Origin of the sequence: Microbacterium sp. T32 (genome assembly GCF_001619615.1) — a bacterium.
Classification (GTDB): domain Bacteria; phylum Actinomycetota; class Actinomycetes; order Actinomycetales; family Microbacteriaceae; genus Microbacterium.
In genome coordinates this window covers 1-14,504 of the sequence record NZ_LQQP01000026.1, presented here as the reverse complement: position 1 = coordinate 14,504, position 14,504 = coordinate 1, and the positions used below count along the sequence as shown (strand labels likewise).

Below are 14,504 nucleotides of genomic sequence, written 5' to 3'. Positions count from 1 at the left end.
AAGTCTTCGAGGTTGACCACGATGCGTCAGCAAGACGGGGCTATAGCTCAGGCGGTTAGAGCGCTTCACTGATAATGAAGAGGTCCCAGGTTCAAGTCCTGGTAGCCCCACCCGTTCCCCTCTCGGGGCCTTAGCTCAGCTGGTAGAGCGCCTGCTTTGCAAGCAGGATGTCAGGAGTTCGAATCTCCTAGGCTCCACAACATCCCGTCGAGTCGGCGTCGGCCGGCTCTTCGTCTTTCCGGCATCCTTTGCGCGGTCCCGCGGCTAGGGTGATCGCAATGGACATGCGAGTCGCCGCGTACGCCGTCATCACGGACGCCGACGACCGCGTGCTGCTCGCCCACTGGGTCGAGGGTCGTCGCGCGGCGTGGACCCTTCCCGGCGGCGGTCTCGAGGAGGGGGAGGACCCTCAGCGTGCGGTGCGTCGCGAGGTCCGGGAGGAGACCGGGTTCCGGGTCGCGGTCGACGAGCTGCTCGGCATCCACTCCCGCGTCATCCCGGCCGAAGCCCGGCTCTCCGACGACGCGCAGGGGCCGCTGCACGCGCTCCGGATCGTGTACCGCGCCCACATCGTGGGCGGTCGGCTGCGCTACGAGGTGGACGGATCGACGGACCGCGCGGCGTGGTTCACGCTGACGGCCGCGCGGCGACTGCGGCGCGTGCAGCTGGTCGACATCGCTTTCCGGATGGCGAAGCTGTAGACGTCAACCGCGCGGTGCGGTGATGTCCGCGACGGTGGCGGAGTACGCCCGGATCAGGTCGTCCGCATCGACGAAGAGGCTGTACCCGTGGGCGCCGGCGCCCAGCGCGATGCGCCGGCCGACGATGCTCTCGTCGGCGTAGACGGGCCAGTCGTGCGTGCTGCCGATCGGGACGATGGTGCCCCGCTCGTATCCCGTCGCGGCGAGAGCGACCTCGGGCTCGGGCAGGCGCAGCTTGTTCACGCCCACCAGGGCCCGCAGCTTGGGCCACGAGATGACCCTGTCGCCCGGGACGAGGGCGAACAGGAACGTGTCGTCGGATCTCTTCACGACGAGCGTTTTCACGATGTCGTCCGGAAGGATGCCGAGCAGTTCTGCCGCTTCGTCGAGCGAGCTCGCGGCGGGACGCTCGCGCACATCGACAGAGAGGCCGCGCTGGAGCGCGGCCTCTCGGACTCTCTGGGTGGGGTCGCTCACGCGTCCGGGGCCCGCAGCGGGTCGTCGGCCACCCACAGCTCGTCGTCGGCGCGCAGCGTCTGCCAGGCGGCGTACGCGACACCGACCGCGGCGGCGACGCCGAGGAGGATGGCGATGACGCCACCGGCCCCGATGCCGTCGTTCTGCTTCGGAAGTTTGGCGGAAAGGCGCTTGGTGGCCTTCTTGCCGTACTTCTCGGCGCGCTTGGCGTACTTGTGGGTGTCGAGCTCGAAACCGCGGCCCTTGGCCAGGCGATCACGGGTGTCGCCCGCGGCATCCCACACCGACAGCGCGCCGCCGACGACGGCACCGGCCGCCGGGACGAGCTTGTGGCTGAGGAAGCGGTTGGCGTAGGTGACGCCCTTGTCGACGTACGGGGCAGCGTACTTGTCGTAACCGTCCTGGACGGTGGGAACGAGGTCTTCGCGGCTGAAGCGACCGAGCTGGCGACCGGCTTCGCGGGCCACCTTTCCGCTCTCGCCCAGCAGAACCTGCTGGGACTCCCACACCTTCGCGGCGTGCTTCTGGAGCTTGCGCAGTTCCTTCTTGCTCTTGCGGCTGAGGCCCACGGCTTCATCCTCCCTGTCGATGGGATGTACGCGATTCATCTTGCCAGAACGGGGGTCCCGGTCCGGGAACCCTTGCAGATAACTCTGAGAGAATGTACCCATGGCTTCCCACACCGCCGTCGCGACCCTTCACACCAACCACGGCGACATCGTCGTCAACCTGTTCGGCGACCACGCTCCCCGGACCGTTCGCAACTTCGTCGGCCTCGCCGACGGGACGCAGGAATGGACCCACCCGGCCACCGGCGCCAAGGGCGAGGGTCCGCTGTACTCGAACGTCGTCTTCCACCGCATCATCCCCGGCTTCATGATCCAGGGCGGCGACCCGCTCGGTCAGGGTGTCGGCGGCCCCGGTTACACCTTCAACGACGAAATCCACCCCGAGCTCGACTTCTCGGCCCCCTACAAGCTGGCCATGGCCAACGCCGGTCTGCGCCGCAACGCCATCACCGGCCAGCCCGAGGGCACGAACGGCTCGCAGTTCTTCATCACGACGGACCCCACCCCGTGGCTGCAGGGCAAGCACACCATCTTCGGTGAGGTCGCCGACGACGAGTCGAAGAAGGTCGTCGACGCGATCAGCAAGGTCCGGACCGCCGCGGGCGACCGTCCGATCGAGCCCGTGGTGCTCGAGTCGGTCGACGTCGTCACCGTCTGACCCTCGGCGGCGGCGGGTGTCCACGACCGAGGAGTTCCGTCGCAACAGCGACAACTTCTGCTACCGGCATCCGGACCGGCAGAGCTTCGTGCTCTGTCAACGGTGCCTGCGGACCGTCTGTCCGGACTGTCGCACACCTGCCGCCGTCGGCGTCATCTGTCCCGAGTGCATGGCCCAGCAGCGCGCGGCGGAGACGCCGGCGCAGAAGAAGGCCCAGCGCCGCTGGGGTCGTCGTTCGGCCCCTCTCGCGGTGGTCTCGAGCGGTCGTCCGATCGCGACGCTCACGATCATCGCCGTCACGGGCATCTTCTACGTGATCGGACTCATCCCGGTCGTCGGAACCATGGTCGGGAACGCGCTGGCCTTCTACCCGCCGTTCCTCGTCCCGCAACTGGGGCCCATCGAGCCGTGGCGGCTCTTCACCGCGGCTCTCGTCCATTCGGGGTTCTTCCACATCGGCCTGAACATGCTGGCCCTGTGGTTCATCGGTCGCAACCTCGAACCGCTCCTCGGCAAGTGGCGGTTCGTGGCGCTGTACCTGCTCGGGACGCTCGGAGGCTCGGTCGCCGTGGCGCTCCTGGCGCCGACCACCATCGTCGTGGGCGCGTCCGGAGCGATCTTCGCGCTGTTCGGTGCGCTCCTGGTGATCGGCCGCCATATCGGTGCGGACATCCGCACGATCGCGGTGCTGATTGCCATCAACTTTGCGTGGCCGTTCGTGGTCGCGATCTTCACGTCGCTGCGGACGGGCGACTACTTCGCCGCGCTCAACGACGTCGGGGTCTCGTGGCAGGCGCACCTGGGCGGACTCGTCGTCGGTGCGATCGTGGGCCTGATCTACGCCAGTACGCGAGCGATCCGTCAGCGGCCCCTGCAGATCGGGCTGCTGATCGCCGTCGGCGTGGCCCTTGTCGCGCTGCTCGCCGTGCCAGCGATAGTGTACTACTGAGAGTTATCCACAGGCTCATCCACAGGTGGGGATGAATTACACGGGTGTAAGTCGGGTGATCTCAGCGCCACCGCGTGGTCATCAAGAACCCCACGAAGGCGATTCCGAATCCGATCACGAGGTTCCACGCACCGATGCCGGGCACGGGGAACTGCGAGTTGCTCAGGTAGAAGACGAGCACCCACACCAAGCCGACGAGCATGAGACCGATCATGATCGGCAGGAACCACACCGGGTTCGGCGCGGATCCGTTGTCGTTGCGCTCGGCGATCGGGTCTTCGCCGTTGCCAGTACGTGCCATGCGGGCCAGTCTAACGGGCAGGTCCCTCTCGACCCACAGAACTAGACTGCCCCGGTGTCCTCGGTTGATGAACCCCACACGCGCCGGTCGTCGCGTCGACACCGACCGCCTCGCCGACGCGTCACGGTCCTCGGTGTTCTCGGCGATCTGCTCCTCACCGCCGGGGTGGTCGTGCTGCTGTTCGTCGGGTGGCAGTTGTGGATCGGCGACGCCATCATCGGGGCGAAGTTCAAGAGCGAAGCCGGCGCGCTGACGCAGGAATGGGCGGCCGCACCGGCGACGCCGAACGCGACTCCGAGCCCGACTGCGACCGGCCTCGCCGACCCGCCTGCCCTTGCGCAGCCGGGGAACGGCGAGGTCTTCGGGGTGATCCGCATCCCCCGTCTCGGACCCGACTACCAGTTCAAGCTCGCCGGCGGCGTGAGCGCGTCGGTCACCCTCGACCCCATCGGTGTGGGGCACTACCCCGACACCGCGATGCCCGGCCAGCAGGGCAACTTCGCGATCGCCGGTCACCGGGGCAGCCACGGTGCCCCGTTCGCGGATCTGCCTTCGCTCCGGGTCGGTGACGCGGTCGTCGTCGAGACCCCGGACGGCTGGTACACGTACCGCTTCCGCAATCTGGAGTACGTCCGCCCCGACGGCGTGGGCGTCCTGCTGCCGGTGCCCCAGCAGCCCGAGGTCCAGGCGACCGACAAACTGATCACCATGACCACGTGCAGTCCCCGGTACGGCTCCGCCGAGCGCGCCATCGCGTACGGGGTCTTCGAGTCATTCACCCCTCGCGCGGACGGCCCGCCCGCGTCGCTGAGTATCGGAGCCGCCTGATGTACGGAGCCTTCTGGCGCGTGCTGCCCGGACCCTGGTGGGTCCGTCTGTTCATCGTCCTCGTCTTGGTCGCGGCGGTGCTGTACGGCCTGTTCTTCTACGTGTTCCCTTGGGTGAGCGACATCCTTTATCCACAGGACGTCACGGTTCAGTGAGCTTCCGGGTCGTCGTGGTCGACAACCGCGACAGCTTCGTCCACACGCTCGCCGGATACGTGTCCGATCTGGGGGCCACTGTCGACCTGCGCGCGGCCCGCGGGCTGGCGGTCGACGCCGCCCTCTCTGAGGCGGATGCGGTGCTGATCTCCCCCGGCCCCGGACACCCGATCGACGCCGGCTCGTCGATCGAGGTCGTGCACGCGGCGCGGGAGCGTGGCATCCCCCTGCTCGGGGTGTGTCTCGGACACCAGGCGCTCGCGGTCGCCTTCGGTGCGCGCGTCGTGCGTGCTCCGGAGTTGCTGCACGGGATCACGAGCCGGATCCACCACGACGGCGCCGGCGTGTTCGTGAACATGGCGCGGGGGTTCGAGGCGACGCGCTATCACTCGCTCGCCGTCGACGCGGACACGCTCCCCGATGAGCTCGTGGTGACCGCGCGGACGGAGTCCGGGGTGATCATGGGTCTCGCCCACCGCGAGGCGCCGCTCGTCGGCGTGCAGTTCCACCCCGAGAGCATCCTCACCGACGGCGGCCACGCCCTGCTGGGCACGTGGCTCGAGGATGCCGGACTCCGTGGCGCCGCGGAGGCGGGGCGCCGCCTCCACCCGCGCCGGCGTCAGGATCCGCTGCAGTAGGTCAGGGTGATCTCGCTGTGGATCGGGACCTCACCGGGAGCCAGTGACTGCGTCTTGACCAGCGACGGAGTCGTCGCCGGGCAGGTGGCATCCGCTTCGGTCTTCACCGTCAGCTGCCGGTCCTGAGACTCGAGCTCGCGCTTCGCGACGTCGACGGGGTAGCCCTCATAGTTCACGATGACGACCGTGCCGCTCGCGATCACGAGGTTCACGGTCGTGCCCTTGGCGACCTCGGTACCGGATGCCACGCTCGCGGACATCACGACGCCCGCCGCCAGAGCCGGATCCGTCTTTCGCTGCACCAGGCCGAGTGAGAGACCGGCGGCCTGCAGAGCGGATCGCGCCTCCGTCTCCGTGATTCCCTCGAGGGTGGGGACCTTCGCCGTGTCCGCCCCCGTCGAGACGTAGAGGACCACTTCTTGGCCGGAGGCCACCGAGGTGTCGGCTTCGGGTGTCGTCCGCACCACGTTGCCGGAGGCGATGGTGGCATCGGCGACGTCGACGCGTTTGGCGGTCAGGTCTTCCTTCTCGAGCGCCGTGACGGCGTCGTCGTACGGCATGTCGACGACGTTGGGGATGGTGCGACCGGCAGAGGGCACATCGTTCGACGGCTGGATCTGAACGACCCACAGCAGGACGGAGATCAGCAGCACGGCGAGCACCGCAACGCCGGCCCAGATCCACGCGACCGGCGGACCGGGCTGCGTGCGGCGCATCGTCGTGTCGGTGCTGAGCTGACGGAGGGAGCGTGCGGTCTCCGCGGCCTGGCGCGGATTCGGTCCGTAGAGCTCGTTCGACAACGCCGACATCTGCCGCTTCGTGGGCTCTTTGCCCTCGACCGTGGCATCCAAGTCTTCCCGGAAGCCGGCCGCATCCTGCGGACGCTGGAAGGGATCCTTGGCCAGAGCGCGGAGCACCACCGCGTCGAGGGCGCGGGGCACGGTGTCGTTGATCTCGCTCGGCGGCAGCGGTGCCTCGCTGACGTGCTGGTACGCGACGGCCACCGGAGTGTCACCGCGGAACGGAGGGCGGCCCGTGAGCAGCTCGTAGAGCACCACACCCGCCGAGTACAGGTCGGCGCGCGCGTCGACCGACTCGCCCTTCGCCTGCTCGGGAGAGAAGTAGGCGGCGGTACCGACGATCGCGGTCGTCTCCGCAACCGTCGACGACGAGTCGGACACCGCGCGGGCGATGCCGAAGTCCATCACCTTCACGCGACCGGAGTCGGTGATCATGACGTTCCCCGGCTTGATGTCGCGGTGGACGACTCCGGCGCGGTGAGAGTACTCGAGGGCCTCCAGGATGCCGTCGACGTACCGCAGGGCCTCGTCGAGCGGGACGGGACCGGCGTCGATGATGCTCTTGAGCAGGCGCCCGTGGACGAGCTCCATCACGATGTACGGGACCGGGTGCTCCTGGCCGTCGGCACCGACCTCGACGTCTTCGCCCGCGTCGAAGACGCGCACGATCGTGGGGTGGGCCATGCGCGACGCGGCCTGCGCCTCGAGGCGGAACCGGGTGCGGAACGCGGCGTCGCCGGCGAGGTCGGCCTTCAGGATCTTGATCGCGACCGTGCGCCCCAGGGTTTGGTCGTAGCCGCGATAGACGCTGGCCATACCGCCACGACCGATGAGGTCGTCGACACGGTAGCGTCCGGAGAGGACGCGCGTCTCAGTGGTCACGGGGTACTCCAGGGATGGGGGATCAGGGGGCGCGACTCAGCGCGTGGCGCTGGGGTTCGGCGACGGCGTGTTCGCTCCGGTGATGGATGCCGTCGCGGCGGCGGACTCGACCGTGCGGTCGGTGCCGGAGCAGCTCACGGTGTACGACACCTTCAGCGTCTCGCCGGGCGAGTTGCTCACCTGCAGCTTCGCGCTGCGCGCGTCGGGAGCGAACGCCGAGTTCGACTGGCCGTTGGCGAAGGTGCCCTGCGTCGCGCTGAAGTTGTACGACGCGACGTTGCCCGTCCCCGAGGGGCAGCTGTACGCGTCCCACGTGACCTCGACGGTGCCACCGGCCGTCGCCTGGCTCGGCTGGATCGTCGGCGTTGCGGGAGTGGGAAGCGGCGTCTCCTCGCCGAACACGCGCAGCGTGATGATCGTGCCCGCGGGGACGCTGCCGGTCGGGGTCACGGTGTCGACCTTGCCGACCTGGTCGGGACTTGTCGCCGCGTTACCCGGCTCGCAGTTGGCGCCGAGCTTGTTGTCGCTGAGGATCGAGCTGGCCTCGTCGCACGTTTTGCCCTGCAGTTGCAGCGCGTTGACGTTGACGAGCTGCTGCGAGGTCTGCGACGGGGATGCCGAGGCGCTCGGGCTCCGCGACGGAGCGGACGCACTGGGCGTCGAGCTCGATGCAGAGCCATCCGGAGTCCTCTGGTTGCTGAGGACGGCGAACAGCGTGCCGCCCAGTACCAGCAGAAGGAGCAGGATCAGCGCCACGAGCGGCCACGTCCAGGGGCTGCGCTTCTTCTGGGGCCGCTGGTCTTCCTCCACGTGCTGCTCGGTCAGGAGCGAGGGCGCGGGCGTCGGGAGCAGCCGGGTCGCGGCCGAGGTCTGGCCGGCCGTGAGCAGCTGCGTGGCCTCGTCGGCCACCGCCACACCGGCGGCGATCGCGGGCACGGCGCCGGCGGCCGCGGCGAGGTCGCCACGGCGGAGCGCCGTCGCGGCGCGCGACACGGCCGCGGCCGAAGCCGGACGGTCGTCGGGCTTCTTCGCGATCATGGCCATCACGAGGTTCTGCACCGGCACGGCCACCGTCGGCGGCAGCGGGGCGGGCTGCTCGTTGATCTGCGCCATGGCGATCGCGACCTGCGACTCGCCCGTGAAGGGGCGCTTTCCGGCCAGGCACTCGTACGCGACGATGCCGAGCGAGTAGATGTCGGTCGCCGGCGACGCCGGGTGACCGGAGGCCTGCTCGGGCGACAGGTACTGCACGGTGCCCATGACCTGCCCGGTCGCGGTCAGCGGCACCTGGTCGGCGATGCGGGCGATCCCGAAGTCGGTAATCTTCACGCGGCCGTCGGGCGTGATGAGCAGGTTGCCGGGCTTGATGTCGCGGTGGACGAGGCCTGCGGCATGTGCAGCCTGCAGGGCCGCGGCCGTCTGGGCCACGATGTCGAGGGTCTTGTCGGTCGACAGCGACCCCTCGCGCTCGAGGATCGTCGAGAGGGCTTCGCCCGGCACGAGCTCCATCACGAGGAAGGCGCTGCCGTCCTCCTCGCCGTAGTCGAACACGCTCGCGATGCCCTCGTGGTTGACGAGTGCGGCGTGACGGGCCTCGGCGCGGAAGCGCTCGAGGAACCCGGGGTCGCCCATGTACTCGTCCTTGAGGATCTTGATCGCGACGGTACGTCCGATGACGTGGTCGGTCGCTTCCCAGACCTCGCCCATGCCGCCGATCGCGATCCGCGAATCCAGCTCGTAGCGTCCTCCGAAGGTCACTCCTTGCGTCGGTCTCATTTGCCCAGCACCGCCTCCATGACCTTCTTCGCTATCGGGGCGGCGATCTCGTTGCCGCTCCCGCTCTGCCCCTGGCCCCCGCCGTTCTCCACCACAACAGCGACGGCGACCTTCGGGTCGTCCGCCGGGGCGAAGCCGGTGAACCAGAGAGTGTAGGGACGGGCGTCGTTCTCTGCGGTGCCGGTCTTACCCGCCACCTGGACCCCGTCTATTCTTGCATTCGACGCCGCGCCGTCCTGGACGTTCGCCGTCATCATCGTGACCATCTGCGCGGCGATGTTCGGCTCCAGTGCGCGGCCGTATTCGCTGTTCGCGCCCACGGTCCGGACCGACAGATCCGTGCCGATCACCCGGTCGATCATGCGCGGGTTCATCACGACGCCGCCGTTCGCGATCCCGGCCGACACCATCGCCATCTGCAGCGGCGTCGCGCGCACCTGACCCTGCCCGAAGCCGCTCAGCGCGGTCTGCGGAGCGTCGAGGTTCGCGGGGTAGCTCGAGGGGGTCGAGGCGAACGTCGTCGAGTCGGGGACCAGCGAGAAGGACGAGTTGAAGCCGTACTTCTCGGCCTCGGCGCGGATCGCGTCGTCGCCGAGCTCGACGGCGAGCTCCGCCATCGGGATGTTGCAGCTGAGCCGCAGGGCCGTCGCGATCGTCACGGTGTCGCCGCCGCCGCACGTGCCGCCGCCGGCGTTGCTCACGACGCTCGAGGACTGCGGCAGCGTATAGGACGCGACGTTGGGGAACGACGAGTCGGGTGTGTACTTCCCGGATGCCAGGGCTGCCGAGGCCACGACCAGCTTGAAGGTCGATCCGGGTGGGTTGAGGTCGCCCTCGATCGCGCGGTTGACCAGCGGCTGCGAGGGATCGGCGGCGAGCTGGTCGTACGCCGCATTCACGGCATCCGGATCGTGCGAGGCGAGCGTGTTGGTGTCGAAGCTCGGCTTGGACACCATCGCGAGGATGCGTCCCGTCGAGGGCTCGATGGCGACGACGGCGCCCTGCTGGTTGCCGAGGGCGTCCCAGGCCGCGCGCTGCACGTTGGCGTCCACCGACACCTCGACGTTGGCTCCGCGCGGTATCTCTCCGGTGACCGTGCGTTCGATCCTGTTGAAGAAGTCGTTCTCGTCAGAGCCACTGAGCACCGCGTTCTCGGCCGACTCGATCCGGGTGCGCGCGTCGAGCACCGGGTTCATGTAGCCGGTGATGGGCGCCCACATGTCGGCATCCACGTACTGACGCTGCCAGCTGTAGACGTCGTCGGAGGGGACGGACGACGCGATCGCGGTGCCGCTGGCGATGATCGATCCGCGCTGGATCTCGTACGAGTCGTACAGCGCGCGCCGGTTGCCGGGGGTGTTCGCGAGGTTGGCCGCCTGGCCGACCTGGATGACGCTGGTCGACACGAACAGCGCGAGGAACATCGCCAGCATGACGATGCTGAGGCGTCGGAGCTCTTTGGTCACGGTGCCTCCTCCGGGGTGCGGCTGCGGGTGGGTATGAGGGCGTTCATCAGCCGATCACCACCCGCGGACGGCTGCGCACGGCATCCGAGATGCGCAGGAGGAACGCGACGATGATCCAGTTCGCCACGAGGGATGAACCACCCGCCGCGAGGAACGGCGTCGTGAGGCCCGTCAGCGGGATCACGCGGGTCACGCCGCCCACCATGATGAACACCTGCAGCGCGATCGTGAATGAGAAGCCCGTCGCGAGGAGCTTCCCGAAGTCGTCCTGACCGGCGAGACCGACCCGGATGCCGCGGCTCGCGAACACCATGTACAGCGCGAGGATCGCGAACAGGCCGACCAGTCCCAGCTCCTCGCCGAGGCTCGGGACGATGTAGTCGCTCTGCGACAGCGGAGTGATGTACGGACGGCCCTGGCCGAGTCCGGTGCCGAACAGACCGCCGTGCGCGAGGCCGAAGATGCCCTGTGTCAGCTGGTAGCTGCCGCCGTCGGCGTTGACGACCTCGGGGTTGAAGGCGTCGAGCCAGTTCGTGAAGCGGCCGTTGACGTACGGCAGGACACGGGATGCCAGGAACGCTCCGGTCGCGGCCAGGACCACACCGATCAGCACCCAGCTCGTCTTGCCGGTCGCGACGTAGAGCATCGCGACGAACATGCCGAAGATCAGGAGACCCGTGCCGAGGTCGCGCTGCAGCACGATGATGCCGAGCGAGACGAGCCAGATGATGAGGAGCGGGCCGAGCTCGCGGGCGCGCGGCCACGTCATGAACAGGAAGCGCGTTCCCGTCGACGTCAGGCTCTCGCGGGTGCGGACGAGGTATCCGGCGAAGAAGATCGCGAGTGCGATCTTGGCGAGTTCACCCGGCTGGAACGACACGAAGCCCAGTGAGACCCACACGTCGGCGTTCTGCTCGGTCCCGAGGCCCGGGACGAACGGCAGGAGGAGCAGCAGGATGCCGACGAGGCCCGAGAGGTACGTGTACCGGAACAGCACCCGATAGTTGCGGACGAAGATCACGACGAGCAGCGCCGCGACCAGCGCGATCGCCGCCCAGGCGATCTGGCGGATGGCCGTGGCATCCCATCCGTTCAGGCCGACCGCGAGGTCGATGCGGTAGATCTCCGCAATGCCGATGCCCGTGAGGACCGTGGCGATGGGGAGGACGAACGGGTCCGCGTCACGGGCGCGCAGGCGCAGGACGACGTGCAGGATCAGCGCGAGCACGGCCGGGATGGCGGCGAGCATGAGGTAGCCCGACTCCACGGTGCCGTTCACGCCGAGCTGCACGAGCACGATGGCCGAGCCGTACACGGCGATCGCGAACAGCAGCAGACCCAACTCGCGGTTGCGCTGCTTCGCGGGCGTGCGGATCTTCTTGAGCGCCCGCATGACGGCGGTGTCGGTGGACACCTCGCCCGATCGCGTCAGTTTCTGGTCGGTCATCCGGTGGCCTCCGCTTTCGGACGCAGTCGGGCCACGATCTGTTCGGCATCCGCGAGAGAACGCGCCTGGACCGTCGTCTCGACGGCCTGACGGTCGAAGTCGGACAGACCGGCGAGGACGATACCCGTGTCCTCGTAGACGGACGACAGCGAGATCGGTCCGATCGACTGCTGGACCCCGCGGTAGATCACCACGGTGTCGTCGTCGGCGCCGACGTAGTAGCGCGTCTGTGTCCAGTTGTATCCGGCGAACAGGGCGACCCCGATCGCCGCGAGCACGAGGAGGAGGGCGGCGAGCCACCCCAGCCGGCGGCGGCGCGCGCGGCGGCGGTCTTCCTCGATGAGTTCCTCGAGGAACTCCGCCGCGGGCTCGAAGTGCGTCGGTTCGTTCGCCGCCTGCCGAGCCGAGTGCAGCCACGACGACCGCGCGGCGCGGACGGGCGGAACGACGACGCCGCTCGGGTTCGAGGCCGAGCCCACGATCGTCGGGGTGCCGATGAACACCGGGTGCTGGCCGCCCACGTCCACGATCACGACCGTGACGTTGTCGGGCGCGCCGCCGTCGAGCGCCTGCTTCAGCAGCGCGTCCGCGGTGCGGGCGGGCGGCATCCCGAGCGCGAGGGCCTTCGTGGTGTGCGCGTCGTCGACGACGCCGGAGAGCCCGTCGGAGCACAGCAGCCAGCGGTCGCCGTCCTGCGTCGGCATGATGAACGTGTCGACCTCGGGGTCGGGGTCCATGTCGCCCAGCACACGCATGAGCACCGAACGGCGCGGGTGATACCGGGCTTCCTCGGGGGTGATTCGGCCCGAGTCCACCAGACGCTGCACGAAGGTGTGGTCGGTGGTGATCTGGGTGAGCGTGTCGTCGCGGTAGAGGTATACGCGGGAGTCGCCGATGTGGCCGATCACGGCGTAGTCGTCGACCATGATGATCGCGCTCACCGTCGTGCCCATGCCGGCGAGCTCGGGACGCCGGGCGACCGTGTCGATGAGGTCGGTCGCCGTGTCGGCCAGGGCATCGCGCAACGCGTGCTCGGCCTCGCTGGTGCTGGGGAACGGCCGGTCGAGGTCGGTCAGTCGCGCGATCGCCAGGCTCGAGGCGACGTCACCGCCCGCGTGCCCGCCCATGCCGTCCGCGACGATGAAGAGGTTGGACCCGGCGTAACCGGAGTCCTGGTTGTTGGAGCGGACCTTGCCCGTGTGGGAGATCGCCGCGCTCGAGCCTTGAAAGACCAAGGTGCGTTACTTCCGCAGCTCGAAGGTCGTCGCGCCCACCTTGATCGGCGCGCCCACCTTCACCTGAACGGGGGATGCCACGCGCACCCCGTCGTGCGTGGTGCCGTTCGTGGAGTCGAGATCCTGCAGCATCCACTGGTCGCCCCACAGCACGAGCCGTGCGTGGTGGCTCGAGGTGTAGTCGTCGCGGATGACGAGACCCGATTCGCTCGAGCGGCCGATCGTGAGCGGTTCGGTGCCGAGCGGCAGCTCGAGCCCGGCCTTGGGGCCGCTCGTGATGACGATGCGGGACACTGAGGCGGTCGTCGCGAGGCCCCCCGCCGGAGCCGGGGCGGGAGCTGCGGGACGCTTGACCTGCGTCGTCACGGCGTTCGGCGATGCGACCGGCGCCGGGGCGGCCGGAGCGGGGGCGGATGCCTCGGGCTCGGGGAGCTTGCGCACCTTCACGCCGAAGAGGTCGGCGCGCAGCGAATACACGACGCCGAACACGAAGAACCACAGGAGGATCAGGAATCCGCCCTGCAGGAGAAGAAGAGTCAGTGGACTCATGACAGGGGCCCCCGGTCCCGGACGTCGAAAAGCTGTGTCGCGTCGGACGGCGTCGACCGCCGCGCGGTCTGCGCCTGCGCGACCACACGGAAGACGATATCCGTGCGACCGATCGAGATCTTCGAATCGGGCGGCAGAGCAGCCTCGCTCACCTTGCGTCCGTTGAGCGTCGTCCCATTCGTGGAGCCGAGATCACGGACCATGGCGCGCTCGCCGTCCCACAGGATCTCGACGTGCTTCCGGCTCGTGCCGGCGTCGGGGATCGTGATGTCGGCGTCGCTGCCCCGGCCGATGACCGTGCGTGCCTTGACCAGCGGATGCCGCGTGCCGTTGATGTCGACGACACCCCGCCACGAGACCTGACCCTCGGTCGTGCCCGAGTCGACGCGCAGGGTGCCGGTCGAGACGGAGGAGTCGCGCTCGATCGAGATGGTGACAGGACCCGCGAACGAGTAGCCCTGCGTGCGCGCGTGCTGCTTCACCAGGGTGTCGAGCTCGGACACGAGCGTCGAGCCGAACGCGCTCATCTTCTCGTCGTCGGCGGGGGAGAGGCGCACGGTCAGAGCGTTCGGCACCAGGATGCGCTCACGCGTGACCACGACGGCCTTCTTGTCGAGCTCGGCACGCAGCGCCGAGGCGATCTCCACCGGCTGGATGCCACTGCGGAAGGTCTTCGCGAACGCACCGTTCACGGCGCGGTCGAGACCTCTCTCGAAACTGTCGAGTAGTCCCACGAGACTCCTTCAGGCAGGCAGACCAGTAGCCTCATCGTAGTCAGCGCGCCTGGGGAGGTCATGGATGCGGGGGTCGAACACGGTTCTTCCGCCCCGCGCGACCGTGATATTCTCGGGAAGTTGAGTACGAGGCATCCTCGGATGCCATGACTCGCGCGAGTGGCGGAATAGGTAGACGCGCTGGCTTCAGGTGCCAGTGCCCGCAAGGGCGTGGGGGTTCAAGTCCCCCCTCGCGCACAGAACGACGAAGGCCCCGGAATCTTCCGGGGCCTTCGTCGTTGCCGGCGGGAATCGGGAGCGACGGATTCGGCTTATAGGCAAGAACGTGTGGATGGGTCG

At 68.7% G+C, this 14,504-nt stretch carries 16 protein-coding genes and 3 tRNA genes; 9 read left to right on the top strand and 10 right to left on the bottom strand.

Going from position 1 to position 14,504, the window contains the following annotated elements:
* The first annotated feature begins 36 nt into the window (after positions 1-36).
* The 3 genes from AVW09_RS13695 (at position 37) to AVW09_RS13685 (ending at position 701) form a co-directional block, all read left to right on the top strand.
* A tRNA-Ile gene (locus tag AVW09_RS13695) sits at positions 37-110 on the top strand.
* Between the two features lie 14 nt (positions 111-124).
* Positions 125-197: transfer RNA gene (locus AVW09_RS13690), tRNA-Ala, on the top strand.
* 81 nt (positions 198-278) lie between these two features.
* Positions 279-701, top strand: coding sequence for an NUDIX hydrolase (locus AVW09_RS13685; protein WP_022879644.1), 423 nt, complete (start codon positions 279-281; stop codon positions 699-701).
* A 3-nt stretch (positions 702-704) separates the two neighbouring features.
* Here the strand turns inward: AVW09_RS13685 and AVW09_RS13680 are convergent, their stop codons facing one another.
* Both AVW09_RS13680 and AVW09_RS13675 read right to left on the bottom strand, forming a co-directional pair.
* Positions 705-1,178: an aminoacyl-tRNA deacylase gene (locus AVW09_RS13680; RefSeq protein ID WP_063258603.1), complete on the bottom strand. Its 474-nt coding sequence runs from the start codon at positions 1,176-1,178 to the stop codon at positions 705-707.
* A complete protein-coding gene (locus tag AVW09_RS13675) occupies positions 1,175-1,747 on the bottom strand; it encodes a hypothetical protein (RefSeq protein ID WP_063258602.1) in 573 nt (190 codons plus the stop codon). The genes AVW09_RS13680 and AVW09_RS13675 overlap by 4 nt, the downstream gene beginning before the upstream one ends.
* Positions 1,748-1,847: 100 nt before the next feature.
* Here AVW09_RS13675 and AVW09_RS13670 point away from each other — a divergent pair, with 100 nt between their 5' ends.
* A complete protein-coding gene (locus AVW09_RS13670) occupies positions 1,848-2,405 on the top strand; it encodes a peptidylprolyl isomerase (RefSeq protein ID WP_063258601.1) in 558 nt (185 codons plus the stop codon).
* A 169-nt stretch (positions 2,406-2,574) separates the two neighbouring features.
* On the top strand, positions 2,575-3,354 hold the full coding sequence (locus tag AVW09_RS13665) for a rhomboid family intramembrane serine protease (protein ID WP_156496109.1): 780 nt from the start codon (positions 2,575-2,577) through the stop codon (positions 3,352-3,354).
* Between the two features lie 61 nt (positions 3,355-3,415).
* Here the strand turns inward: AVW09_RS13665 and AVW09_RS13660 are convergent, their stop codons facing one another.
* The gene (locus AVW09_RS13660; protein WP_063258600.1) at positions 3,416-3,655 is read right to left on the bottom strand and encodes a cell division protein CrgA; all 240 of its coding nucleotides are present in this window, start codon (positions 3,653-3,655) and stop codon (positions 3,416-3,418) included.
* A gap of 54 nt (positions 3,656-3,709) precedes the next feature.
* On the opposite strand from AVW09_RS13660, the gene AVW09_RS13655 reads away from it, so the two are divergent.
* The 3 genes from AVW09_RS13655 to AVW09_RS13650 are packed head-to-tail and all read left to right on the top strand — an operon-like array spanning position 3,710 to position 5,276.
* Complete coding sequence (locus AVW09_RS13655) at positions 3,710-4,483, top strand: class E sortase (protein WP_063258599.1); 774 nt, start codon at positions 3,710-3,712, stop codon at positions 4,481-4,483.
* Positions 4,483-4,638 (top strand): hypothetical protein, encoded by a 156-nt coding sequence (locus AVW09_RS18020; protein WP_197462646.1) that lies wholly within the window; start codon positions 4,483-4,485, stop codon positions 4,636-4,638. The genes AVW09_RS13655 and AVW09_RS18020 overlap by 1 nt, the downstream gene beginning before the upstream one ends.
* Positions 4,635-5,276, top strand: coding sequence for an anthranilate synthase component II (locus AVW09_RS13650; RefSeq protein WP_063258598.1), 642 nt, complete (start codon positions 4,635-4,637; stop codon positions 5,274-5,276). Before AVW09_RS18020 ends, AVW09_RS13650 begins: the two co-directional genes overlap by 4 nt.
* Here AVW09_RS13650 and pknB read toward each other — a convergent pair.
* Genes pknB through AVW09_RS13615 form a run of 7 tightly spaced genes read right to left on the bottom strand, consistent with a single transcriptional unit; the run spans position 5,258 to position 14,165 of the window.
* Entirely contained in the window at positions 5,258-6,958 is a 1,701-nt protein-coding gene (gene pknB, locus AVW09_RS13645) for a Stk1 family PASTA domain-containing Ser/Thr kinase (protein WP_063258597.1), read from the bottom strand. The genes AVW09_RS13650 and pknB overlap by 19 nt on opposite strands.
* A 36-nt stretch (positions 6,959-6,994) precedes the next feature.
* A complete protein-coding gene (locus AVW09_RS13640; protein ID WP_063258596.1) occupies positions 6,995-8,734 on the bottom strand; it encodes a serine/threonine-protein kinase in 1,740 nt (579 codons plus the stop codon).
* The gene (locus AVW09_RS13635; RefSeq protein ID WP_063258595.1) at positions 8,731-10,200 is read right to left on the bottom strand and encodes a peptidoglycan D,D-transpeptidase FtsI family protein; all 1,470 of its coding nucleotides are present in this window, start codon (positions 10,198-10,200) and stop codon (positions 8,731-8,733) included. Before AVW09_RS13635 ends, AVW09_RS13640 begins: the two co-directional genes overlap by 4 nt.
* A gap of 46 nt (positions 10,201-10,246) precedes the next feature.
* On the bottom strand, positions 10,247-11,647 hold the full coding sequence (locus AVW09_RS13630) for an FtsW/RodA/SpoVE family cell cycle protein (protein WP_063258594.1): 1,401 nt from the start codon (positions 11,645-11,647) through the stop codon (positions 10,247-10,249).
* Positions 11,644-12,882, bottom strand: coding sequence for a PP2C family protein-serine/threonine phosphatase (locus tag AVW09_RS13625; protein ID WP_063258593.1), 1,239 nt, complete (start codon positions 12,880-12,882; stop codon positions 11,644-11,646). The genes AVW09_RS13630 and AVW09_RS13625 overlap by 4 nt, the downstream gene beginning before the upstream one ends.
* Positions 12,883-12,888: 6 nt before the next feature.
* Complete coding sequence (locus AVW09_RS13620; RefSeq protein WP_022879565.1) at positions 12,889-13,431, bottom strand: FHA domain-containing protein FhaB/FipA; 543 nt, start codon at positions 13,429-13,431, stop codon at positions 12,889-12,891.
* Positions 13,428-14,165 carry an FhaA domain-containing protein gene (locus AVW09_RS13615; RefSeq protein WP_063258592.1) on the bottom strand — a complete coding sequence of 246 codons (738 nt, stop codon included), beginning with the start codon at positions 14,163-14,165 and terminating at the stop codon, positions 13,428-13,430. Before AVW09_RS13615 ends, AVW09_RS13620 begins: the two co-directional genes overlap by 4 nt.
* Positions 14,166-14,318: 153 nt before the next feature.
* On the opposite strand from AVW09_RS13615, the gene AVW09_RS13610 reads away from it, so the two are divergent.
* A tRNA-Leu gene (locus AVW09_RS13610) sits at positions 14,319-14,402 on the top strand.
* The last annotated feature ends 102 nt before the right edge of the window (positions 14,403-14,504 follow it).

What these genes read in the sequence shown, in the direction of transcription:
- AVW09_RS13685 (WP_022879644.1), top strand. Translation starts at nt 279, where the DNA reads ATGGACATGCGAGTCGCCGCGTACGCCGTCATCACGGACGCCGACGAC.
- AVW09_RS13670 (WP_063258601.1), top strand. Translation starts at nt 1,848, where the DNA reads ATGGCTTCCCACACCGCCGTCGCGACCCTTCACACCAACCACGGCGAC.
- AVW09_RS13665 (WP_156496109.1), top strand. Translation starts at nt 2,575, where the DNA reads ATGGCCCAGCAGCGCGCGGCGGAGACGCCGGCGCAGAAGAAGGCCCAG.
- AVW09_RS13660 (WP_063258600.1), bottom strand. Translation starts at nt 3,655, where the DNA reads ATGGCACGTACTGGCAACGGCGAAGACCCGATCGCCGAGCGCAACGAC.
- AVW09_RS18020 (WP_197462646.1), top strand. Translation starts at nt 4,483, where the DNA reads ATGTACGGAGCCTTCTGGCGCGTGCTGCCCGGACCCTGGTGGGTCCGT.
- AVW09_RS13640 (WP_063258596.1), bottom strand. Translation starts at nt 8,734, where the DNA reads ATGAGACCGACGCAAGGAGTGACCTTCGGAGGACGCTACGAGCTGGAT.
- AVW09_RS13630 (WP_063258594.1), bottom strand. Translation starts at nt 11,647, where the DNA reads ATGACCGACCAGAAACTGACGCGATCGGGCGAGGTGTCCACCGACACC.
- AVW09_RS13620 (WP_022879565.1), bottom strand. Translation starts at nt 13,431, where the DNA reads ATGAGTCCACTGACTCTTCTTCTCCTGCAGGGCGGATTCCTGATCCTC.